A 20,495-nucleotide genomic window follows, 5' to 3' on the forward strand; every position below is an offset into this window, starting at 1 on the left:
CCCCTCCTTCTAGCGCACCTCGTCCACACCAACGCTCAGCAGGACGTCCGCGTACTTCGCCCAGGCAGACAGCAAGCTCATCCGAGCGCGTCGCCGATCTTGTCGTTCATGGTGTCGTCTCCCCCGTCGATGCAGTTCGCATAGACGCGGAGCAGGACGGCGACGCCGTGGCCCAGGCGCCGGGCAACCTCGGTCGGCGGGACGCCGGCATTCAGCCACAGCGAGGCCGCCGCGTGACGTAGGTCATAGGGACGACGGGCGAGCGGCGAGGCTGCCTGAGCTTCGGTCAGCGCCTTCTCGCGGGCGAGCTTCCACCACCGGTCGTACACCGACTCGGACAGCGGCCCGCCGTGCAGGCCCCGGAAGAACCGGCCATCCGGGCCAACGCCGTGATTCTCGACATGCGCGCACAGCAGCTCGACCAGCCGAGGCGGGATCGGAACCGTCCGGGTTTCCTGCCGCGCCCGGTGCTTGAGACCGCGCCGCTCGTGCGAGCCGCCGTCATCAGTCCAGTGGGAGCCGGCGCGCGGCGAGGTACCGGCGAGCACCAGGCGACCCCAGCGACATTCGATCTTCCCGTGATCACAGGACGCAGACGGCTTGACCGCCGCCAGGTCGTCGAAGTCGGCCCCGCAGTCGACGCACCGGCCGGGCAGGTCGCAGTCGTCCCGCCGCAGGTCCGCCGCCTCGGAGGGCCGCATGCCCGCGTAGTAGAGACAGCCGAAGAACGCCGTCACCTTGTCGGCACGTTTGCCGAGAGATTTCACCGCCTCTAGCAGCGCGGCGACCTGAGCCGGGCTCGCCACCACCCGCCGGTCGATGGACTGCGCCACCTCCGGAGCCGTCCACTGGACCCGGTCGACCGGGTTGGAGTCGATCAGCTCCAGCTCGACGGCGTACCCGAGCACGTTGTAGAAGGTGGCTCGCTTCCGCTGGACGGTGGAGGCAGCCGCGGGCTTGCCGTCGAGGCGTACGCACAGGCTGTCGAGGACCCGGCGGACCATCGCGGGCGAGTCCAGCTCGACGACCGGCAGGGACGCCGTTTCAAGCCAGGCCAGTGCCGCCGCGTGCTCGGTCGGCATCTCCTCGGACCAGCGACGCGGGTTGAGCCCGTAGAGGTACAGGGCCTCACGGAGCAGGGCGTCATCCGGTCGGCCTCGCTTGGTCGGCCGGGTCAGGGTCACCGTGATGGAGGTCAGCGCCTCGACGATCGACCGCCGGGTTTTGGCCGCCGCCCGGGGCCACTTCATCTCGACGTACGCGCGGCTGTGCGCGTACCAGGTGGTGGGGTTCTTGGTCCTCGCCTCGGACACCGGTCGGCCGGTGGCCGGGTCGAAGGGCTCCCCCGCGTTGGCCGCCTGGACCAGTTCGGCGCGGAACGAATGCGCCAGGGCCTTGGTACGGAACATCTCCTCGAAGCGCCGGCCAGCCACTGCCCAGCGGACCCGCCAGGGCCGCGCCTTCCGGTCAGCACGCTTGCCGATCTCCCAGATCTGGACCTCGTAGCTCTTCACGCCGCGTCCTGCTCCAGCTCACCGAGCCACCGCCCGAGCGCCGACCGGCGAACCCGAAGCTGCCCGTTCGGGAGCTTGATCACCCGTGGCCCCTTGCCGGTCTGCCGCCAGTAGAACCAGGTCGAACGCGGTACCCGCAGCTCGGCGAGCACTTCCGGCACGGTCAACAACTCCTCGTTCACTGCGTTTCCTCCCCCATGTCCTGCGCCTCGTGCTGACTTGCCGAAAGATCTGGCGGCCCCTGCACGGCCCGGTCCTTGGCGGCGAGCAGTTCGGCCCGCCAGCGGGCTCGTTCGCTGATGGAGCGCATGAGCCGGTGGGACAGCGGTCCCACGTCGGGGTCGTCGGGTCGGGCGAGTTCCCAGGCGTGCCGGACCCGTTCGGTGGTGTCGGCCTGGTCGTCTACGAATTGCCCGGTGCCGCCAGCCGTGCTGCTGTCGGTGGTGGCACCGAGCAGTGCCCGGACCCAGGCCCGTACGTCGTGCTTGTGGTCGGCGAGGGTCTTGCCGGACCAGTCGCGGGAGATGAGGATGCGTCGGCCGCCGATGCCGAGGGTGTCCCGTTGGTGGACCTTGCCCTTGCACCGGCCGGGCTTGAGCTTGGCGTGTGCCTTGCGCGGCTGGACGCCGTAGAGCAGCCAGTTGGCGCACCGGTCGGTGCAGGGCGTGACCTGGAGTTGCTGCCAGAGCCGGTCGAGGTGTGCACGCTGCCGGTCGGTGGTCGCCTTGTGGCAGTCGCCGGTGTGCTTGGTGATGTACTTCGTGACGTACCGGATGGTCCGTTCGGCATCCTCGGTGCCGGGCATGACGCCGCGGGCGTCGACCTGGGCGCCGAAGCGGACGACGTGCACCGGTTCGACATCCGGGTCGTCGTCGATGGCGTCGAGGGCTTCCGCCCAGGTGGTCAACGGCTCGTGGGTGTCTGGGTCGACCCACGCCGCTGCCTGCTCGTCCCAGACCGGGAGCCGGTCGAGGGTGTACCGCTGGACGTCGACCGCCGGCCACCACACCTGGTGATAGGTCGCCGCCGCCACGGTGCGCAGCACGTCCCTGGGGATGGTGCCCCGGATGGCGAAGTGCGCGTGTGGGGCGAGACGACGTTGCGGCTCGACGCAGCCGGCGTACTGGACGTTCCAGCCCACGCAGCGGCGCAGGTTCTGCCAGAACCGGTCCAGCAGGCGAGGGAAGTGCACAGCGTCCCAGGCTGCGCGGCGGTAGTCGTATCGGTCGGGGTTGAGCGGGGTGCCGTCCGGGCGGACCGGGCCGTACGAGTCGAGCGTCAGCGTCAGCCACATCGACGGCCGGTAGGTGGAGCCGTCCGGGGCGGCGTAGGTGCGGCCAACAGTGCGCCGCTCGACCTTGCGCCGGGGCAGGTCGGGGGCATCCTGGCGCCGCTTGGTGGAGCGCTTGCGTCGGCGGCCGGGCTCGTCGTCCTGGTCCTCATCGGCACCCGCATGGGGTGGCCCGACGCGCCCGCGCAGGCCCTCAGCGGCGATGGCCTCTTCTACCTCGCGAATGGCCTCGTCGATGTCGGCGACCTGCTCCCACTGGGCAGCGCGGACCGCCTCGTCGCGGGAGAACTCCAGATGTGCCCGGAACAGGATCAGAGACTTCTGTGCCTCGGTCGCGGGTTCCGGGCCGGGTAGTGGCTCGTCGTCGCGGTGCCAACCCTCGCGGATCTGGGCCTGCCGCAGCCGGCGGTTCTTCTTGGCGCACGGTGGGCACTTGTCCTCGCGGGTGGCCCCGCAGGGCAGGTCGATGACCTCGGTCAGGCCGGTGTCGAGGTCGGTGCGGCGCATGGCGAGCGGTCGGATGCAGACGCCGTACTCGGTGGCGATCTGCTTGAGCACGTCGACCGAGCGAGGCAGCGCCATGCGGGCCGCCCGCGACCCCGGGCGAGGAGCAACCGGGGCCGGGGCGGCGAGGTCGAGGCCGGGCAGGGTCGGAGCGGTCATCGGATGATCCCGACGACCTGTGGCCGGTTGGGCTGGACGACGCCGAGCGGGGGCAGCACCGCGGCCGGGGTCGACGGCACCACGGGAGCCGGCGGTACGGGCTCGACGTGTTCCGGCTCGGCGTACCAGTCGGCCTGCGGCTGGTCCGGCTCGGGAGCCGGCGGGGTGGCCGACGCGCCGGACAGGACGACCTTGACCAGGGCGAGGAAGGCCAGCGACGGCACGGCCGCGACGATCCAGCCCCAGATGGACGGTTCGGCTTCCGCGACCTGGGCGGCGAGGGACAGCAGGGCGAACGCGACCAGCAGCACGCCGACCATGCCGACCGGTCGACCAGCCCGACGCCGGGCGCGGATCTCCAGCCCGAGGTAGATGGCCATCAGCTCGACGGCTACTGCGTTGGCCCAGCCGATCCAGTCGGGCTGGCCGTGCGCGACGGTCAGATCGTGGACGTGGGTGAACGCGGCAGCACCGGCCATGACCCCGACGGCGAGCAGGATCAGCAGCCGGGCGCCGGACTCGGCACGAGCGCGGATCACCGCTGCTCTCCTTCCTTGCGCAGGTCGCGGACGATGCGTGCACCCTCGACGGTCCGGAGTGCACGGATGGCGTGGGTGGGACAGCCCCAGGCCCGCTGGCCCGACAGGTCGACGACTTCCACGACCCCGGTCCGGGTGCAGTGCGGCTGGTCAGCCGTGGTGAGGATGCAGGCGTTCATCGGTCGCTCTCGGGGTTGCGGATGACGATCGTGATGCGGATGCGCTGCCCGTCGAGGTCGCGGCGGCGGTGGACCATGTTGGCCAGGCCGTGCAGGGCAGCGGCGAGCCGGTCCGGGGAGCCGTTCAGGTCGATGTGCAGCGGCTTGAGTCGGTGGGTGCCGAGGAAGAAGCGCTTGAGGGACATCGGGGTTACCTCCGGGCCGGGGCGACGCGGGTACGAATGTGGTCGGGCGGCTCGCCGAGGGAGGCGACCGCTTCGGAGAGGCAGCGCCACAGCGCCCACGCCTCGTCGGGGGTCAGGTGCATGCGGCGCCGGCCACCGCCGACGGCGAGATAGACCGGGTACGGGTCCGGCCGGTCCGGGTCGACGCGCACGGATACGGCGGTGCTGGTCGCGCCGTCGGGGTTCGGGGCGCGCAGGCGGTAGAAGGTCGAAGCACTCACCGCGGCTCACCCCCGTCGCTGTCCCGTTCGAGGAAGGTCAGCAGCGAGTCCGGCAGCAGCGGCCCACGAGGAGGCCGAGGCAATGCCGGTCGGGTCGGCTCGTCGGCGGTCTCCCGGCCGACCTGGGCGAGGATGTCCGCCGCGTCGGCCGGGGCCGGGTAGTCGGTGGCCAGCTCGCGAATGTGGTCGTCGGAGATGTACGAGAAGCGGACCCGGGCCGGTTCCGGCGTGCCGTCGAGGATCACGTACCCGACGCCCTTTGCCCACCGGGGCATCTGATCTGCCAGGGCACCCCGGTTGCGGGCATCGTCGCCCAGCACGAGGTCAACCTGAGCAGCCTCGGTCAGGCGGAGCGCGATGCGGGTCGGGAACAGGTCCCGGAACGGCAGCACCTCCTTACGCGGGTCCTGCAACGCGGCCACCACCAGGACGCCGACCCCGGCACCCTGGGACAGCAGCAGCCCCAGCGAGGACGCGATGCGCTTTCGCAGGTCGACGTCCTGGAGGTACGCGGTCAGCCCCGCTATCTCGTCGATGACGACCACAACCAGGGGGTCAGCCTCGGTCGGAGTGTGCACCCGCACCGCGCCGGCAAGCCGGGTTTGCCGCTCCCGCATCACCGCCACGGCCTCGTCGAGCAGGTCTGCCATCGCCTCGAACGACTTGCAGGCGAACCGGGCGAACAGCGGCCGGCCCATGGCGAACTCCATGCCGCCCTTGGGATCGATCACCCACAGCCGCACCAGCCCGGAGGCGACGCCGCCAGCCAGCGCCCGCACCAGCGACCACAGCACCGAACCCTTGCCGGACCGGGTGGCCCCGCCGATCAGCACGTGCGTGGCGAGCAGGTGCAGGCACCAGTGCCGCAGATCCTCACGACGAGCCAGCGGCAGCGCGGTGAAGTCCGGCACCGGCGGCACGTCGAACGGCTTCACGACCGTGCGCAGCGCGTCCGTGCGGACCAGCACCAGGTAGACCAGCGAGGGGCGGTCCCGGAACCGCAGCCGGTCCACCGCACCAAGCACCATTGCCCAGTAGCCGGTACGCACCGACGGCTCCCCCGGACGCTCCGAGTAGACCCGGGCGTGCCGCCGGCCGAAGGCGTACGCCAGGTTCGCCGTGACCCGCTGAAACTCCTCTGGGGTCTGGCCGCGCACCATGCGGATGGTCAACACGTCCAGCGCCTGATCCGAGCGCACCCGCAGCAGCTGCGGCAGGACGACGCGATGGTCATACGTGCGGGTCAACCCGCACAGGGTCATGGCCTCTCGCCAGGCCCGCCGGTAGACGAACACCTGCCGGACCCGACCGAGCAGCGGACCTGCGCACCAGGCCCACCAGGACGCTTCGTGCTTCCACCGCCACACCGCCGACACGAAGCCGGCCAGGACCAGCGGCACGACCAGCCCGGACCGGCCGAACTCCCGGTAGAGCAGCACGCCGGCCACCACCAGGCCGACGGTGACCGGGTGGCGCAGGCACCACCACAAGCCCCGGCACAGCCAGCGCAGCAACAGGCCGAACGCGATCAGCCAGACCGGCAGCTCCAGCCGGCGCGGCCGGATCACCATCAGATCCCCGGCCGTGGTCATCACGACCTCACCACGCGGCCGGCGGATCATCGCGCACCCCGCACGACCGCTACCAGCACCCGCCCGAAGGCAGGCATACCCTTGGACACGTCGCTACCTCTCTCACCAGAGCAGGGGGAAGAGACAGAGGGCGGGGCTGCCGTCCGCCAAGACCTGACAGCCCCGCCCCCACCCGAAGCGGCTACGCCGCCGCCTTCTTGGCCACGCCCGCCGGAGCCCGCAGCCCGGTCGCGCGCAGCGAGTACGCCATCCGACCGTTGTTGCTCACGTACGGCGTGACCGTCATCCCGTCGAACTCCACCGCCTCAAACGGCGTCCCCGTGGGCGGCACCGGCTGGTAGTCGGCCGAGATCTTCACCGTCGTCTCCCGCGACCGCTTCCCCAGCTCAGGGTCCAGGTCCATCACCCGGACCTGCCACACCCGCTGGCCGGTCACCTTGTCCTTGGCCGGCGAACGCCGACCGGTCTTCTCGTCGTAGTCCTCGACCTCGCCCAGGGACTCGGGCACCAACGCGCACCCCGCCGGGAACACGTCCTCGAACCGCACAGCGAACCGCGTGCCGCCTCGCAGAGCCATCGCTCAACCTCCAAGTTGTTAACTTGTCTGCCAAGTTGCACTTCAAGGTAGACGCCACTTGGCAGACAAGTCAACAAGTAATCACCTGCCCCGTGTCCGCCTGTGGAGCAGCAACTGCAGAACCTTCAGGGCCGCGCTACGCCGGCTTGCCGTGCGGGCAAAGACCGCAGCCAGAGCCGCGGTGCTGACTGTGCCGACATAGAGAAGCGCGCCTGTGGTGGCAGCAAGGCCGCCGACTTCCAGCAGCGAATGAAATCTGGACAACCGGACCGACCTCCAGAGGATCGCTTACGTCCTCTCCTTCATCCACGTCCGGCTGGTTTCCGGCAACACTGTCAATGGCTACGATCGAGGCTCTCCCTCATAGCGACCCGAAAACTGGAGTCCGGCCACGTTCCGGTCCGGCTCCGGCCGGACAAGCCGAAGGACTGGACAAGGATGAGGTCGACAGGCGCGGCGGCAGGCTTCCACACCGAACTACGTCGCCTCTATCAGGCGGCAGGCAGCCCGTCACAGGCAGAAGTGATCCGGAAGGCGAGCAGGCAGGGCCTTAGACTCAATTCCACCACCCTCAGCGACTGGCTTGCCGGAAAGTCCGTTCCCAGCAAAGGCGAGCCGGTCGAGTTCCTGGTCAATCTGCTTCATCCTGCCGCCATTGCTAATGGCTACGCATCCCACTCCATCGACTGGTGGAAGAAGCGGCGACAAGAGGCATGGGAAGAGTCTCGGGCTAATCGGGGAGGCAGACCCCCCGGAGAGAGACGCCCCTTGCAGCAAACAACCTTGACCGCGACGGGTATCGGAGATCTGGTCGGAGAACTGGATGAAGAATATGCACTAAAGCTAGAAGTGCATAGATCAATTACCACTGGAGACCTTGGCTCAAGGGGAGAAGTGCTGCCTCGTTACCTGAGGCGCACGCACGACGATCGACTGGAGAGCGAACTTCTCTGGCGTGCCGAGCGAGGTGGACTCGTTGTACTAATTGGCGAATCAACCAGCGGCAAAACTCGATCCTGCTGGGAGGCGATCCGTAAGACCCTTCCCGAGTGGCGCATCTGGCACCCCCGTTCACCCACCCGACCAGAAGCGATACTTGAGGCCCTATCGTCAGGCGCAATTACGCCGAACACAATAATCTGGCTGAATGAGTTGCAGCTCTACTTCCCGCGAGGCTTGGGCCGCCAAGTCGCATCCGCCCTTCAAGAGATCGTATCAGCACCAGCCCGCGGACCTGTTATCGCCCTAGGAACAATTTGGAAGAAAGAATGGGACGCGCTGCTCGATTCGGACGCCGAGGTAAGGCACCTACTACAGTCGTCTTCCGAAATCGACGTTCCCATGAAGTTTGGCACTCGTGAACTTAGCGAACAGGAGGACCTGCTGCGCAGTGACCCGAGACTCATTCTTGCTCACGCCAAGGCCCACGGCGGGAAGATCACTCAATTTCTCGCAGGGTCGTTCGAGCTGCTCCGCAGATTCGAGCGAGGCGGCGAAGAAGTAAAGGCGATTGCCTGTGCCGCCATAGACGCTCGACGTCTTGGTCACGGCACATTACTCTCTGAGGAATTCTTGCGCAGTGCAGCACCAGGGTATATGGATAAAGAAACATGGGATCGAGTTGGGGAGGAATGGTTCGAAGACTCGATGAGCTACCTTACTGAGCCGTGGCGAGGTGTCTTAGGGGTGCTCAGGCGTCACGGGCCCAAAAACCGAGGCACCCCTAAGCTGTACAGGCTAGCGGACTATGTGGATCAGGTCGGACGAGACGCCCGACGCTACTTCTTCCCACCCCCAAGCTTCTGGAAAGCCGCTCTGCATTGTCATCCAGACGACATGATTGCTCTGGCTAGAGCAGCGAAAAGCCGCTATCGGTACAAGCTAGAGCGGGACCTGACTCGGGCAGCACTGGAGCGCCTTGCTGTTGATACCCAGACGAAAATGCTAGATCTACGAGTTGCCGCAGCCGAGAGGGCAGCCGACCTTCCCCCCTACAAGCAGGGCTTGTGTCTTACAGGCCCGCCAGAGGGTTTTACGTCATTCATCGCGGCGTGCACGGCATGGGCTCGCCCATCCGATGATGGCCAAGCCTATCGCCGGCCCACCAAGGCCATAAACGGCTGTGTCCTTGTTGAAGCCCACGCACTTTGGGCTTTGGGCAAACGCGACCTAGCCATCGGACTTTATTTGCAGGCCGCAAACACTGAGCAGCGCGGCGTCCTATCCGCCTGGGCGCAAGAGCTTTTCAATGATGGACACCTAGACCAGGCAAAGCAATTGCGGCGATATGGGCTGGACATAGACGGCGCCTGCGAACATCCTTGGAATGACATTTAGCCCTTCTCGATGCTCGCGTTAAACATGCCGCCTCCCTAGTGCGATTAACGGCAGCATGCCTGGATACCGAGAGGCATGGTCAAGGATGAACCACCGACTCTGGATGCGAGTCACGCGCGCCCGGAAGGGTTGGACTATCGAGTGGTTGAGGCACTAGGCGAACTGAGTAAAGCCCTTGAGACTATCCATCGTGTACGGGGACACATCTACTCAGCCCATCAGCTGGTCGGAGGGGCAGATCTAACCCTCGATCGAGTGGTAAAGCTACTGCGCGGCGCCGGATATAAGGACATAGCTGAACGAGTCGATCGCGAGTTGTTGGGGCGAAACGTCCTACCAGGCCGCTGGACCTTCTAAATTGTAGAGGAGTTCGATGACGGCTACTACGCGGCGTTCCAGGAGATCGAGCGGTACGCCAGGGAGAGGCTAGCCGGCGGCCGGCGGCACATCTACGAGGCCGAGATGAAACAGCGACGGCGTACCCACGGGATGCCGGGGCACGAGGCTACGCCGTAACGCCTTCGGCGAAGCCGTGCGGGACCGTCGAGGCCAGGGCGTTGGCTCTGGCCTCGATGATCCTCATCCGTGCCTGGTACTCGGCCGGTTCCCGGTGGGCGGCCTGGCCGGTGACCTGACCGGGCCACTTCCGGTAGAGCAGGCCGTACTCGCGGGTGAAATAGCCCTCGCTGACCGCGTTGGCGGCGAGCAGCAGGCCGGTGTCCTCGGAGGCGGGCAGGGCCATCCAGCCGCCCAGGGCGAAGACGAGATCCCGCCGCAGGCACAGCGTCGCCGGGTGCACGGATGCCCGGTAGTCGTTCGCCCGCCAGAACGACAGGACGGCACTGCGGGCGATGACGCCGCCAGCCGGGTCCTTGTCCCATCCGGCGGTCGACCCGTCGGGCAGCAGGTCGAGCACCCGCGAGGTGGTCCAGCCGATCTGCGGGTGCGCGTCGAATGCGGCAATGTCCCGAGCGAGAGCACCGGGGGTCAACTGGTCGTCAGCGTCCAGGACCTTGATGAGTTCCCCGGTAACCCGGGAAAGAGCGAGGGTCCGGGCAACACCCGGCCCGCCGGCACGGCCGGAGCCGATACTGATCCGGCAATCGTCGGGCAGGGCGTCGACTAGGGCGCCGGTCTGCCCGTCCTCCTGGACGAGCCACTGCCAGTCCCACCCGGCCGGCATCTCCTGCTTGACCAGCGACGCGTACGTGTCCGCCAGATACGGGATGCTGGGCGGGTGAACCGGCGTGATGACCGAGACGATCTGCGTCACGTTTTCCACCGTTGCAGTTTGTGGGAGTAGACAAGCTCGGTCCGGTCACCCGGCATCACCACGTCGGCGACCTCGACGACGCGGCCGGTGGTGTCGATCGAGGTCTTCCGCACGGTGAGCACGGAGACGCCTGGGTCGATGTCCAACAGCTCGGCCTCGTCCGGCGACGGCGGACGGGCGCGGATCTCGTCCTCGATCCGGTCCAGCTCGATGCCGAGCGTGTGGAGCTGATGCTGCGTGCCCCCGGGCCAGGGCTCCTTGCCCGCGTCGAGCAGGTCCGGGTTCGCGGTCACCAGCTCGTAGGGCAGATACGAGTACGACATGGTCAGCGGCGCGTTCTCGTGCCGGGAGGACGTCCAGTAGACCCGGCGCAGCAGCGGCGTACCCGGATCGATCCGCAGCGCCGTCGCCATCTCCGCATCCGCTTCCACGCGGGCGTACTCGGCGTGGAACTTGAGGTCATCGACGGTCAGGCCGGTGTCGTGCTCGATGGCGCCGGTCTTCAACCGGTCAGTCTCGTCGAGCAGGACCCGGTCCTTCTCCCACTGGTACCGCTCGGCGTTGCGACGGCGTACCCGCTGGCGGGGTGCCCGCACGTAGGTGCCGCGCCCCTGCTCCGCGCGGACCAGGCCCCATTCCCGAAGCTGCCGGATCGCGTTGCGCACGCTGGTGCGGGACAGGCCGGACGACTCGGCCAACTCCGTCTCGCTCGGCATCAGCGTGCCGGGGGCCAGCTCCCCGCTCATGATCTTCGCCCGCAACTCCTCCGCGAGTTGCAGGTAACGAGGGCGCCAGTCCCGGCCATGCACACCGGTCACCGTACCCCCTAGACGTTCCAACGTCTGCCAGGTGGTCCCCCCAGCGGGCCGCTCGGGCACCGGGGTGATGGCCGCCGCGGGCCGCCTCGTCTGCTGCCTGCTCAGCGAGGGCCGCTGGCTGGTGAGCCGTCGGTCAGTGGTGCTCATCGTGGCCCCCCAGAGGCTGGCCCTTGGTCATCATCAGCAGCCGGGCGTAGGTCAGCTCGTAGATGAGCCGGTCCAACTGGGTCCGGGAGAGCAGGATCGATTGAGTAGCGCCGTCGCGGGCGGTGTCGAGCTTCACGGCCAGGTCGCGGCGCACGAACCGGTCGTGCAGCAGTTGGACGCTGATGCAGCCGGTGCGCTCCCGCCCGATGGTGGCGATCAAGCCGCAGTGCATCGGATCGTTCGGCCCGCAGCCCCGGCACCACGTCGGGCACGGGCCAGGCCCCGTCGACGACCTGCTCTTAGCCGCCCTCTGGCGCTCAGTCATCGTCGCTCCCCGCATGGCCGCCAGCCTGGTCAAGCAGACCTCGAAGTCGCTCGACCAGTTGAGCAGCCTGTGTCAGCGACAACTCAGCCCAGGCGTTCCCGGCCCGACACGTCGCGTGCACCGCAACCAACGGCGCCCGGGCGTCCGCGCCGATGAGGTACGTGACGACCACGCCGCTCGCCCGGGTTTCGCCGAACCGGTACATCGGGCCGCGATGGCGGCGTGCCATGTGCGTCATCAGCGGCGGCACCAGGTGGCCGCAACGATCCGGGGCGCACCAGTCCGGGTGGCTCGTGACGCTGGCCGGCTTGCTCGTACCCGTCACCGCGGCCACCGCCCACCGTTGCCCCGATAGATCTGCCCGAGGGTCATCAACGGCGCGTTTCGCAGCACGGGCAGTTGCCGCGTCGGCCCCACCGACCACCACGGCGACGGCGGGACGGACGCCGGACGTGGACCCGGCGGAACGTGGCTGTTGGCGGCCCGGGTCGGCGGACGCTTCCGGGACCACCAGGACGAGAACCAACGGTGCCGACGATGAGAGCCGGACATCGCACCTCCACAGGTAGACGGGGACCGGTGGCCAGCCACGGGGGAATGCGGCCGGCCACCGGCCCGGATGAAGGCACGGCGCACCGTCCGACGCCGGACGGGTCGGGTATCGCCGAGCCAACTTGTACGCGCTGCTACCGCAACCGGTCCGACAGGACGCCGCGCATCAGGTGCGACCAGGGCCGACGCGAGAGCACCCCTGACACGAGCCGTCACCCCAGCCGCACACCAGGAAACGTATCTACAAGTAAACGAGTTGTCTAGACGTCGAAACAGGTCACTTGGTTGGCACTTGGTAAGACAAGTGCCAGGTACGGTGAGCAGGTGCCCACCCCGCACTACGGACAGCCCCGCTTCCGCGTCATCGCCGAAGAGTTGAGAGAACGCATCGAGAGCGGCGTCATCCCGCCCGGAGCCCTCTTGCCGACCGAGAGCGCGCTCACCGCCGAATTCCGTGCAGCGCGAGGCACTGTTCGGCAGGCGATAGCCGCGTTACGCGAGGCAGGCTTGGTGACCACTGAACATGGCCGCGGCACCTACGCAACCCCTCGCCCACGTGAGCGCGGACTAGCCGAGGGTTCCGAGACGGAAACGCAACAGCGCCAGGTTGCTGCTGACGCAGGGCTTGCAGCCCTATTCGCTGTCGAGGTAGGCGCGGCCCTGGTGGAACAACAGAGCCTCACTCGGACAAACGGAGTCGTCGGAACAGTCGTCAGAACCTACCGACTGCTTCAGACAGAGCAGTAGAGCAGTTCGTGCCTCCGATACCTCCTCATGGCGGCCATTGACGCCGCACGCGCCGCCGCCTAGGCGCACACCGGCCGCTGCCGCTGTCGCTCGGCGGCCGTCATGCCTGATGCCCGGCGGCTGGCGTGGAAGCGGGAAACCCAGGGCCTCCGCAAAACGACAGGAGCATTGACCGGGGTGCGGTTGGTCGGCAGCCGGCCCGGCCCCGCGGCCACGAGCTCGGCCGGCGCAAGGGAGCGCAGGCCGGCCGCGCCGGCGAACTGGAGGCAGTCGCTTGGCTGAGGTTAGGGCGCCTTCGGCGGGAACAATCAGGCTCCAGGATGGCAAGGGCTCCGTCAGCGAGTAGCGGTTCGTGGGTGGTTGCGGCAAGGGCATCGCATCTGCCATCCACCCAGGCGCGGCCGAGTAGCCCGCCCGGCCCACCAGCGTCCGAACCTGCGTCAAGGTCCGCTTGACGTGGCGGTCCGGGCCCCATGAAGGCAGGTCGAGGGCAGACGGGGTGACAGGGTGCCGCATGAGCGGTCGAGGTTGGATCGCGGGGCAGCGTAAGGACCTGACATCGTCAAACCGTCGTCCAACAGAACCCTAACGACCGAGAGCAATCCGGCCACACGTCCAGTAAGGTGCTCAAACCGGATGCAATCCTAGTGGAGGGCACAGTGGACATTGAGGTATCTGCCCGGACGCCCAGCGCCATGCCGAGGCCAAGGTGATTCGCTTTCCGCTCTTCGAGCATCTGAAGGTCGATGGCTACGGTCTATACCCCGGTACACAAGATACTCCTGGGCTCAAAGCCGACTTCGAGTCAGGGTTGACCCTGGTTCTGGGCGCAAACGGACTCGGAAAAAGCACTCTCGTGCTGCTCTTGTACAGGATGTGCACCGGCCCTAATGACATCCAAGGGCTGACGCCGGGCGCGTTGGGCAATCGCCAGTTCAAGATGGGTTCAATCAGCACCTCGGACCGCCGGGCCTTCGCGTCTCGTGTGAACGATTCAGCGGCGCATGCTACAGCCCGCCTGCGCTTTCGTGTCGGAGAGACGACGCTTGTCGTGGGCCGGAGCTTGAGGACGCTGGCCCTTACCGAACTACAAGTCGACGGCCAACCGCGAATGCTGAACGAGGACGCCTATCACGATGCGCTTTTGGACGCTACCGGACTTACCAGCTTCCCCGACTGGATCCTGGTTCTTCGGTACCTGACGTTCTACTTTGAGGATCGGCGATCACTGGTCTGGGACGCTAGCGCGCAGCATCAGATCCTCCGATTGCTATTCCTTCCACCGAACGAATCGGCCAAGTGGACAAATCTCGAAGCGGATGCTCTTCGCATTGACAGCCATGTCCGAAACATATCGGCCCTGCTCCATCGCGAGGAAGCCTCGATATCTCGTGCCGAGCAAACGACATTAATCCGCCCTGAGGTGGAGGCCCGGATCAACGATCTGGGATTGCAACAGGACAGAGACCAAGCCGATTTCGAGCGCGTTCAAGAGATGCTGCTCGACATCGAGGCGGAGCGCCAGGGCGCGAGGCTTGAGGCTCTGCGTGCGGCCGAAGACCGGGAAGCAATCTACCGAGAAATTGAACACCGCCGGCTTATCGACCTAGAGGCTGCTTTTCCATCGAAAAGCGAGAGTGCTGGTTATATCCTTGGATACCTCCTAGCCTCACAAACTTGCCTAGCATGTGGGAACGATGCACCTGAAGCAGCGGAACTTCTCTGGCGAAGAGTCGACGAGCACAGGTGCATTGTCTGCGATTCCGCAATTGAGCGCCCCGACTCGTTGGCACCTGACGTGAATCTGGAGGAGCTGAATCATGCTCTTCGTGCGCGTGAGGACAGGCTCGAAGAGGCAACCAAACGTCGTAGCGAGGCGGAGGCGACTTACCGATCGGCAGTCGCCCAGCTGGCCCAGCTGGAATCTGCAATAGCGAACCGAAGTGCCGAGCTTAACCACCTCGTCAAGCAGCTACCCGCTGGCAGCCAACAGGTACACGAACGGAGGAAGGAGTACAACGCCTTATCGGCGTCCCTTGAGGTGCGCCGTGCGGAGTTGGCCGTAGCCCAGCACACGTTCAAAGCTTTTGTCGAACAAAAAAAGCAGACGATTTTTTCGTTCCGGGAGCAGGTAAAGGACACTTTCAAGGCCTACGCGAAGGACTTCTTGCTGGGGACCTGTGACCTGATTTGGCAAAGCCGCAAGACGAAAGTCGGCCAGTCTGGCGACACAATCGACTTCGGCACCTTTGCGGTCGATATGTCCGCAAGCGACTCGGGACTATTGGTGCGGCGAACAGGCGCGGGAGAGGTTTCAGAGAGCCAGCGGGAGTTCATCGATCTCGCGTTCCGTATGGCCCTGATGAGAGTTGCGGGTGTCGGAGGCCGTGGATCTTTGGTGGTGGACGCTCCCGAATCGTCCCTGGACGCTGTGTTTGCCCCAAGAGCGGCTCAAGTCTTGATGAGGTTCGGCAATCCAGACGCTGGTAACCGCTTGGTCATCACGTCGAATCTCGTCGACGGTGAGCTAATCCCGACCCTGCTTCGGCTTGCAGGTGTCAACGAACAAGATGACTCCAGAGTCGTTGATCTCTTTCAGATTGCCTATCCTACCGCCGCCGTTCGCGAGCTCAGGAGCGAATACAACGACGCACTAGTCCGGGTCTTCGAAGGTCGGAGCCAATGATTCAGTTACAGGCCTCTGAAGTTCAACGTATTCGGTCTCACCTTCGACTAGTCGCGATCATGTACGCGTGTCGCAATGCCGGCATGACGCCGGTTCCAGTATCGGCCGTACATACCATCGCCTACTTCACCGACGCTTTAGCGCCAATATGGGAAATTCCCCTGGTTGAAGGGCAGGTGCTAAAGAAGAAGCACGTTCCAGTTAGCCCGGAGTTGCAGGCGGCGATCGATGAATTGGTCGGGCGAGCGGTCTTTCTGGCAGGAAATGTCCGTCACGTACCCATCGACGGTTCTTGGTCGTTAGATGCCGACTACGAACTGAATGCGGTCCTTGGCCGACGTATTGTCGATGCAATGAATCGGGATCTCGAGTATAGGCGCGAGCTAGCCTTTGTCCAGGAAGTTGTGCTGGCGCTTGCGGGATTGGGCATTCCCGGTCTTTCCGTCGCTGCGCAAGCAGATGCAACCTACAGTGACCCGAATATAGATTTCGGAGGGATTGTCGATCTCGACAATAGCGAGGAGATCACAAGGACGAGTCAGGTGACGAAGAAGTTCGCGGAACTCGTAGGCCAGAATCACCGACTCACGGAAGCCGAACTCACTCACCTATACGTCCGCCATCTCTACTCGTTGCTCAGGGGGAAGAGTGATTGACAGTTGGGGGGGCGACGCATGGAGTCCCGAGGCATTGCTGGACACGTTACAGCAGTTCCTTGGCGTAGGACTGAACGATGACCTCTCGGACGAGATTCGCTTTCTGGGCGGTGTAGCCACCCTGATTCGGAAACGACTGGTGCGAGGAGAGCTGAACCAATCACCGAGACGCCCGGCTGTCTTCTTCTTGCACCCTGAGCCGTTAGACGTTTCGAGCGCCGACAAGGGCCAGTTTTTCCCGATGCTGGACAACGGCCTAGACCCTGTATCTGGGCGGCTCTGGTTCCTGAATAAGGTTGTCAACTGTGGCACGGCTATCGAGGTGCAGTCGGATAATGACGCAAGCCTCTTCAATCTGGTGGTGAAGGAACTGGGCGTAGGAGAGATTCCGGCTGTAATTCTGGATACCCGCACACCAGAACCCGAAGCTCGGTACTACCCGAAAGGGCTCGGCAGTCCGGGTCAATGTAGACTCGTGCGGATTGACGTCGCGCACGTCTCGGTTAACGACGTGTTCGAGGTCATCGACCGGGTCTACGAACAGCAGCTATGCACCCCGGACGTCCAGGGCAACGGTGGCAAGCTCTGGGAAGGCGACAGTACTCGCGGATGGGCGGTAAAGAACGCAGAGGACAAGGTTTCGGTTGTAATCCGCAGCGGCCTTAGTGGCCATTTCATCGGATGCTTCATTGAGGCGGAGCAGGTTCAACCTGAGGGCAGGCTCGACATTCTGATCAAGGAACCCTCCCTTAACGATAGGGCCCAGCAAACCTTGCACGCCGTCCTTGAGTTGAAGGTGCTCCGAGGAAAAAATTCGTCAGGCGCGTCGGTTCCTGATTCGTACAACAAGGATTGGGTTGAGAAAGGCGTGCTACAGGCTTCTGAATACCGAAGAGGCAATGGTGCGCGATTGGCAGCCCTTTGCTGCTTTGATATGCGATCCACTCCGTCGGGCCAGGATTGCTTTCAGCATGTACAAGAGTTAGCAGAACGACTCGATGTGCGAGTCAAGTGTTGGCACCTGTTCTCCTCGTCCGAGAATTACCGTAGGTATAAAGCAACTGTCGCTCTGTCCAACACCGGTTCATGAGTCCGCGAGGAATAACTTGTCTAACCCAGCCGAAGTAGTCGCGAAGCATTACCGCTCGCTAGAGCGGAAGTGGGACGTGTTCGACCGTAGTTCGGACTACGGGCGTCTAGTCGTGCCGGCGGGAAATAACGATGAACCTTTCCATCGCTGGTTTAGGATGAAGGAGGCTTACTCCTTCGGCTTATTTGAGCGGCTCATTAAGGATTCTGGAGATCAGTCGTCCGGCCCCTTGAGGGTTCTCGACCCCTTTTCCGGTAGTGGCACGACGGCCATTAGTGCCACTAACCTTGCAATCGGGCGAAAGCTTGAATCGCACGTCACCTTGATTGAGCGCAATCCCGTTCTTCGTATCGTTTCGGAGGGAAAGGCAGCCGGCCTACTGGGCGGCGCAAAGGTCGCGAGGGCTATTGAGGATGAGCTGCCTTCGGTGCTTGAAAAGCACGCCGCAATGATGGGGAGCAGGCGAAGGATTTCAACGGCCTCGGTAACGCTGAACAACAGGTCGTACTATCCGCCATCTCATAGGCGTTCTTTGTTAGCACTCAGCCAGGCGGTGCGTTCGGTGGAAGACCGAGATGCCCGACTAGTGCTTCAGACGTGTGTTGCATCCGCCGTAGAGCCGTCCGGTCGGCTGCGGCGAGACGGTCGCGCGCTCAGATACACCCCCGAACGCCGCCCGGTCTCGCCAATCGAGGCATTTTCGGCCACACTCGACCGATGCCTCGAAGACCTGAAGTCCGCCGGTAATACCGAAGATTTGTCTTCTGTGACGGTGCTGGAGGGCGACGCTCGGGAATCGGATCGGTACGCTTCTGGTCCTGCCTACGACTGGATCGTCTTCTCACCTCCGTACCCAAATAACATCGATTACACCGAGGTCTATAAGACGGAAGCGTGGACGCTCGGTTGTTTCGATGACGTTCAGGCAATGAAATCGCAGAGGCTCGCCACTGTTCGCAGCCATACAAGTCTCTATTTTCCGGACGAATATGCCTTTCGGTCACTTGATATCGCGAACGAAGTTCAGGAGCTGATTGACCCGCTGCTGGATGCCGTGCCGTCAGATCGCTACGAACGAGGACGGCGCCAGCTTATTGCTGGATATGCTGACGACATGCTGCGCGTTTTTCGGTCACTTCGGAAACTTGTGCACGCCGAGTCACGCCTCGTCTTTGTTGTCGGCAACTCGGTACACGGCACCGGTAACAGCCGTTTGGTAATTGCTTCAGATATTCTCCTCGCCGCGTTGGCTGAACTAGTTGGCTGGCAGGTGGAGGAGATTCGTGTAGCGAGAGAGCTTCGACGGCGAACAGATGACTTGGGACACGCGAGAGAAAGCGTGGTTTGCCTCCGTCCCGCGTGACGCCACCTGCTCTAGAGCCGGAGGGTCAGAGGAGCATGCCCTTCAGCCGCAGTAGGGCCACAGCCGACGGGGACATGTCCGGGAGATCCAATGCACCTTGCCTGGCGGCAAGGGGGCGAGTTGGCACGTCTGACAGCTGTCGGCATTAGTGTCAGCCGTGGGGTGGAGCCTGTGGTGCTTGGAAAGCGTGCCTGGCGAAACGGCTGACGACGGGAACGCCGACAGCAATCGCCTGGGGACAGCGCACTGACAAGGGCCGGCACAGACGAAGCCCTGAGCGTGCAGCCGTTTGCCAGGCCTGTGCGGGCGCGACGCGCAAAGCTTGTGAAGCGAGATGTCTCGCTTCCGTGCGCCGTTTCACCTGTGAGCCGTCCCCACGCTGCTGCCGATTTCTTCTGTTCTGGATCAAGGCGCCGCGCTCCGCGCGGCGCGGGCGGTGAGCCGACCGGCGGCAAGCCGCCCCGGCCGCCTCCGGCGCCGGGGCGGAGAGCCACCGACAGCCGCCGGACCGCCGCCCCGAACTCCACTGATCCAGACGCAGTACGACCACGGCCAGGCGGCACGGAAGCCGGCAGGTCGACCTAATCGAGGGCCAGGGCTTCCGACTGCCGCGCCAGTCCAACCCCAGGACTGGCTTGCCCCCGGCCTACCTTCGCAGCCAGGTAAGCCCCCCGGCAGCCTCAACGGGTCGCTCCAGGCGCGGTTCGCACTGAGCCGGCAAACTCCCCGGAGCACGAGCGTTCGCGGCCCAGAGCAGCCCTGAGAGGCAAGATCGACCTGCCCACCATCTGCCCACAACCAGTCGTCAACGGCTGGACCCAGCCAGACTCGACCAGACAAACGACAACGGCCCCCGATCAGCATCTCTGCTGGTCAGGGGCCGGAACCGCACCTGGTGGCGGGTAGAGGATTCGAACCTCTGTAGCTTTCGCGACGGATTTACAGTCCGCTCCCATTGGCCGCTCGGGCAACCCGCCAGGGCGTACCACCGCGTCGTAACGCGGCGGCGGAAGCAAGGATAGCGGTCACCCCCGGGGCCGACGCAACCGGGTACCGTCAGGGGGTCGTGGGGCTGGTCAGCCCCACGACGGGACCTGACAGACCGCCGGACAGCAGGAGCATCAGCATGGCAGCGAACCCGTCGTTCGACATCGTGAGCAAGGTCGACCGGCAGGAGGTCGACAACGCCCTCCGCCAGGCGGAGAAGGAGCTCGCGCAGCGGTTCGACTTCCGCGGCACCGGCGCCGAGATCTCCTGGTCGGGCGAGGAGGCGATCAGCCTTCAGGCGGAGACCGAGGAGCGGGTCAGCGCCGCCCTCGACGTCTTCAAGGAGAAGCTGGTCAAGCGGAACATCTCGCTCAAGTCGCTGGACGCCGGTGACCCACGCTCGTCGGGCAAGGTGTTCAAGATCGACGCCAAGGTGATCCAGGGCATCGACTCGGAGAAGGCCAAGGCGATCGGCAAGAAGATCCGCGAGGAGGGCCCGAAGGGCGTGCAGGCGCAGATCCAGGGCGACCAACTCCGGGTCACCGGCAAGAAGAAGGACGACCTTCAGGCCGTCATCACCCTGCTCAAGGGCGAGGACTTCGGAGTGGCCCTCCAGTTCACCAACTACCGCTGAGCGGGTCGGTCAACGCGCGAAGATCAACAGCAGCAGCCCGGTCAGGATCGCGCTGACCAGGATCGAGCCGAGGCAGCCGA

Annotated in this window: 20 protein-coding genes, 1 tRNA gene and 1 pseudogene; 8 read left to right on the forward strand and 14 right to left on the reverse strand. The window is 65.1% G+C overall.

Annotated features, from left to right (window positions below; all coding sequences use genetic code 11):
- Positions 1-77: 77 nt before the first annotated feature.
- The 9 genes from ACIQG9_RS06655 to ACIQG9_RS06695 all read right to left on the reverse strand — a co-directional run bounded on the left by ACIQG9_RS06655 (position 78) and on the right by ACIQG9_RS06695 (position 6,800).
- On the reverse strand, positions 78-1,514 hold the full coding sequence (locus tag ACIQG9_RS06655; protein WP_400398911.1) for a tyrosine-type recombinase/integrase: 1,437 nt from the start codon (positions 1,512-1,514) through the stop codon (positions 78-80).
- Positions 1,511-1,696 (reverse strand): AlpA family transcriptional regulator, encoded by a 186-nt coding sequence (locus ACIQG9_RS06660; protein ID WP_018784531.1) that lies wholly within the window; start codon positions 1,694-1,696, stop codon positions 1,511-1,513. The genes ACIQG9_RS06655 and ACIQG9_RS06660 overlap by 4 nt, the downstream gene beginning before the upstream one ends.
- Positions 1,693-3,468, reverse strand: coding sequence for a replication initiator (locus ACIQG9_RS06665; RefSeq protein ID WP_400398912.1), 1,776 nt, complete (start codon positions 3,466-3,468; stop codon positions 1,693-1,695). Before ACIQG9_RS06665 ends, ACIQG9_RS06660 begins: the two co-directional genes overlap by 4 nt.
- The gene (locus ACIQG9_RS06670) at positions 3,465-4,007 is read right to left on the reverse strand and encodes a DUF2637 domain-containing protein (protein WP_400398913.1); all 543 of its coding nucleotides are present in this window, start codon (positions 4,005-4,007) and stop codon (positions 3,465-3,467) included. The genes ACIQG9_RS06665 and ACIQG9_RS06670 overlap by 4 nt, the downstream gene beginning before the upstream one ends.
- On the reverse strand, positions 4,004-4,186 hold the full coding sequence (locus ACIQG9_RS06675; RefSeq protein ID WP_400398914.1) for a hypothetical protein: 183 nt from the start codon (positions 4,184-4,186) through the stop codon (positions 4,004-4,006). The genes ACIQG9_RS06670 and ACIQG9_RS06675 overlap by 4 nt, the downstream gene beginning before the upstream one ends.
- Entirely contained in the window at positions 4,183-4,371 is a 189-nt protein-coding gene (locus tag ACIQG9_RS06680; protein WP_400398915.1) for a hypothetical protein, read from the reverse strand. The genes ACIQG9_RS06675 and ACIQG9_RS06680 overlap by 4 nt, the downstream gene beginning before the upstream one ends.
- A gap of 5 nt (positions 4,372-4,376) precedes the next feature.
- Positions 4,377-4,631, reverse strand: coding sequence for a hypothetical protein (locus ACIQG9_RS06685; RefSeq protein WP_400398916.1), 255 nt, complete (start codon positions 4,629-4,631; stop codon positions 4,377-4,379).
- Positions 4,628-6,223 (reverse strand): FtsK/SpoIIIE domain-containing protein, encoded by a 1,596-nt coding sequence (locus ACIQG9_RS06690; protein ID WP_400398917.1) that lies wholly within the window; start codon positions 6,221-6,223, stop codon positions 4,628-4,630. The genes ACIQG9_RS06685 and ACIQG9_RS06690 overlap by 4 nt, the downstream gene beginning before the upstream one ends.
- Before the next feature lie 181 nt (positions 6,224-6,404).
- A complete protein-coding gene (locus tag ACIQG9_RS06695; RefSeq protein WP_400398918.1) occupies positions 6,405-6,800 on the reverse strand; it encodes a transcriptional regulator in 396 nt (131 codons plus the stop codon).
- 438 nt (positions 6,801-7,238) lie between these two features.
- Between ACIQG9_RS06695 and ACIQG9_RS06700 the strand changes: the two genes are divergently transcribed.
- Positions 7,239-9,137: a hypothetical protein gene (locus ACIQG9_RS06700; protein ID WP_400398919.1), complete on the forward strand. Its 1,899-nt coding sequence runs from the start codon at positions 7,239-7,241 to the stop codon at positions 9,135-9,137.
- A gap of 75 nt (positions 9,138-9,212) precedes the next feature.
- Positions 9,213-9,653 (forward strand): annotated as a pseudogene (locus ACIQG9_RS06705) (hypothetical protein).
- Here the strand turns inward: ACIQG9_RS06705 and ACIQG9_RS06710 are convergent.
- From ACIQG9_RS06710 to ACIQG9_RS06725, 4 genes are all read right to left on the reverse strand, one after another.
- Positions 9,643-10,410 (reverse strand): glycosyltransferase family 2 protein, encoded by a 768-nt coding sequence (locus ACIQG9_RS06710; RefSeq protein ID WP_400398920.1) that lies wholly within the window; start codon positions 10,408-10,410, stop codon positions 9,643-9,645. The pseudogene ACIQG9_RS06705 and the gene ACIQG9_RS06710 overlap by 11 nt on opposite strands.
- Positions 10,407-11,228, reverse strand: coding sequence for a GntR family transcriptional regulator (locus tag ACIQG9_RS06715; RefSeq protein ID WP_400398921.1), 822 nt, complete (start codon positions 11,226-11,228; stop codon positions 10,407-10,409). Before ACIQG9_RS06715 ends, ACIQG9_RS06710 begins: the two co-directional genes overlap by 4 nt.
- A 133-nt stretch (positions 11,229-11,361) precedes the next feature.
- Positions 11,362-11,607 (reverse strand): precorrin-4 C11-methyltransferase, encoded by a 246-nt coding sequence (locus tag ACIQG9_RS06720; RefSeq protein WP_400398922.1) that lies wholly within the window; start codon positions 11,605-11,607, stop codon positions 11,362-11,364.
- A gap of 85 nt (positions 11,608-11,692) precedes the next feature.
- Positions 11,693-12,034: a hypothetical protein gene (locus ACIQG9_RS06725; protein WP_400398923.1), complete on the reverse strand. Its 342-nt coding sequence runs from the start codon at positions 12,032-12,034 to the stop codon at positions 11,693-11,695.
- Between the two features lie 542 nt (positions 12,035-12,576).
- Here ACIQG9_RS06725 and ACIQG9_RS06730 point away from each other — a divergent pair.
- From ACIQG9_RS06730 to ACIQG9_RS06750, 5 genes are all read left to right on the forward strand, one after another.
- Positions 12,577-12,999: a GntR family transcriptional regulator gene (locus ACIQG9_RS06730; RefSeq protein ID WP_400398924.1), complete on the forward strand. Its 423-nt coding sequence runs from the start codon at positions 12,577-12,579 to the stop codon at positions 12,997-12,999.
- A gap of 709 nt (positions 13,000-13,708) precedes the next feature.
- A complete protein-coding gene (locus tag ACIQG9_RS06735) occupies positions 13,709-15,685 on the forward strand; it encodes a hypothetical protein (RefSeq protein ID WP_400398925.1) in 1,977 nt (658 codons plus the stop codon).
- A gap of 83 nt (positions 15,686-15,768) precedes the next feature.
- A complete protein-coding gene (locus ACIQG9_RS06740) occupies positions 15,769-16,341 on the forward strand; it encodes a hypothetical protein (protein WP_400398926.1) in 573 nt (190 codons plus the stop codon).
- Positions 16,334-17,431 (forward strand): hypothetical protein, encoded by a 1,098-nt coding sequence (locus tag ACIQG9_RS06745; protein WP_400398927.1) that lies wholly within the window; start codon positions 16,334-16,336, stop codon positions 17,429-17,431. The genes ACIQG9_RS06740 and ACIQG9_RS06745 overlap by 8 nt, the downstream gene beginning before the upstream one ends.
- Before the next feature lie 76 nt (positions 17,432-17,507).
- Entirely contained in the window at positions 17,508-18,794 is a 1,287-nt protein-coding gene (locus tag ACIQG9_RS06750) for a hypothetical protein (protein ID WP_400398928.1), read from the forward strand.
- An 893-nt stretch (positions 18,795-19,687) separates the two neighbouring features.
- On the opposite strand, the gene ACIQG9_RS06755 is transcribed toward ACIQG9_RS06750, so the two are convergent.
- Positions 19,688-19,771 (reverse strand) — tRNA-Tyr (locus tag ACIQG9_RS06755).
- Between the two features lie 149 nt (positions 19,772-19,920).
- Between ACIQG9_RS06755 and ACIQG9_RS06760 the strand changes: the two genes are divergently transcribed.
- The gene (locus ACIQG9_RS06760) at positions 19,921-20,415 is read left to right on the forward strand and encodes a YajQ family cyclic di-GMP-binding protein (protein ID WP_400398929.1); all 495 of its coding nucleotides are present in this window, start codon (positions 19,921-19,923) and stop codon (positions 20,413-20,415) included.
- Positions 20,416-20,495 lie beyond the last annotated feature (80 nt).

This window comes from Micromonospora sp. NPDC092111, from assembly GCF_044755745.1.
Classification (GTDB): Bacteria; Actinomycetota; Actinomycetes; order Mycobacteriales; family Micromonosporaceae; genus Micromonospora.

Coding starts and splice junctions, on each gene's coding strand:
- ACIQG9_RS06665 (WP_400398912.1), bottom strand. CDS start 3,468: ATGACCGCTCCGACCCTGCCCGGCCTCGACCTCGCCGCCCCGGCCCCG.
- ACIQG9_RS06675 (WP_400398914.1), bottom strand. CDS start 4,186: ATGAACGCCTGCATCCTCACCACGGCTGACCAGCCGCACTGCACCCGG.
- ACIQG9_RS06680 (WP_400398915.1), bottom strand. CDS start 4,371: ATGTCCCTCAAGCGCTTCTTCCTCGGCACCCACCGACTCAAGCCGCTG.
- ACIQG9_RS06690 (WP_400398917.1), bottom strand. CDS start 6,223: ATGACCACGGCCGGGGATCTGATGGTGATCCGGCCGCGCCGGCTGGAG.
- ACIQG9_RS06695 (WP_400398918.1), bottom strand. CDS start 6,800: ATGGCTCTGCGAGGCGGCACGCGGTTCGCTGTGCGGTTCGAGGACGTG.
- ACIQG9_RS06700 (WP_400398919.1), top strand. CDS start 7,239: ATGAGGTCGACAGGCGCGGCGGCAGGCTTCCACACCGAACTACGTCGC.
- ACIQG9_RS06720 (WP_400398922.1), bottom strand. CDS start 11,607: ATGCACTGCGGCTTGATCGCCACCATCGGGCGGGAGCGCACCGGCTGC.
- ACIQG9_RS06740 (WP_400398926.1), top strand. CDS start 15,769: ATGACGCCGGTTCCAGTATCGGCCGTACATACCATCGCCTACTTCACC.
- ACIQG9_RS06760 (WP_400398929.1), top strand. CDS start 19,921: ATGGCAGCGAACCCGTCGTTCGACATCGTGAGCAAGGTCGACCGGCAG.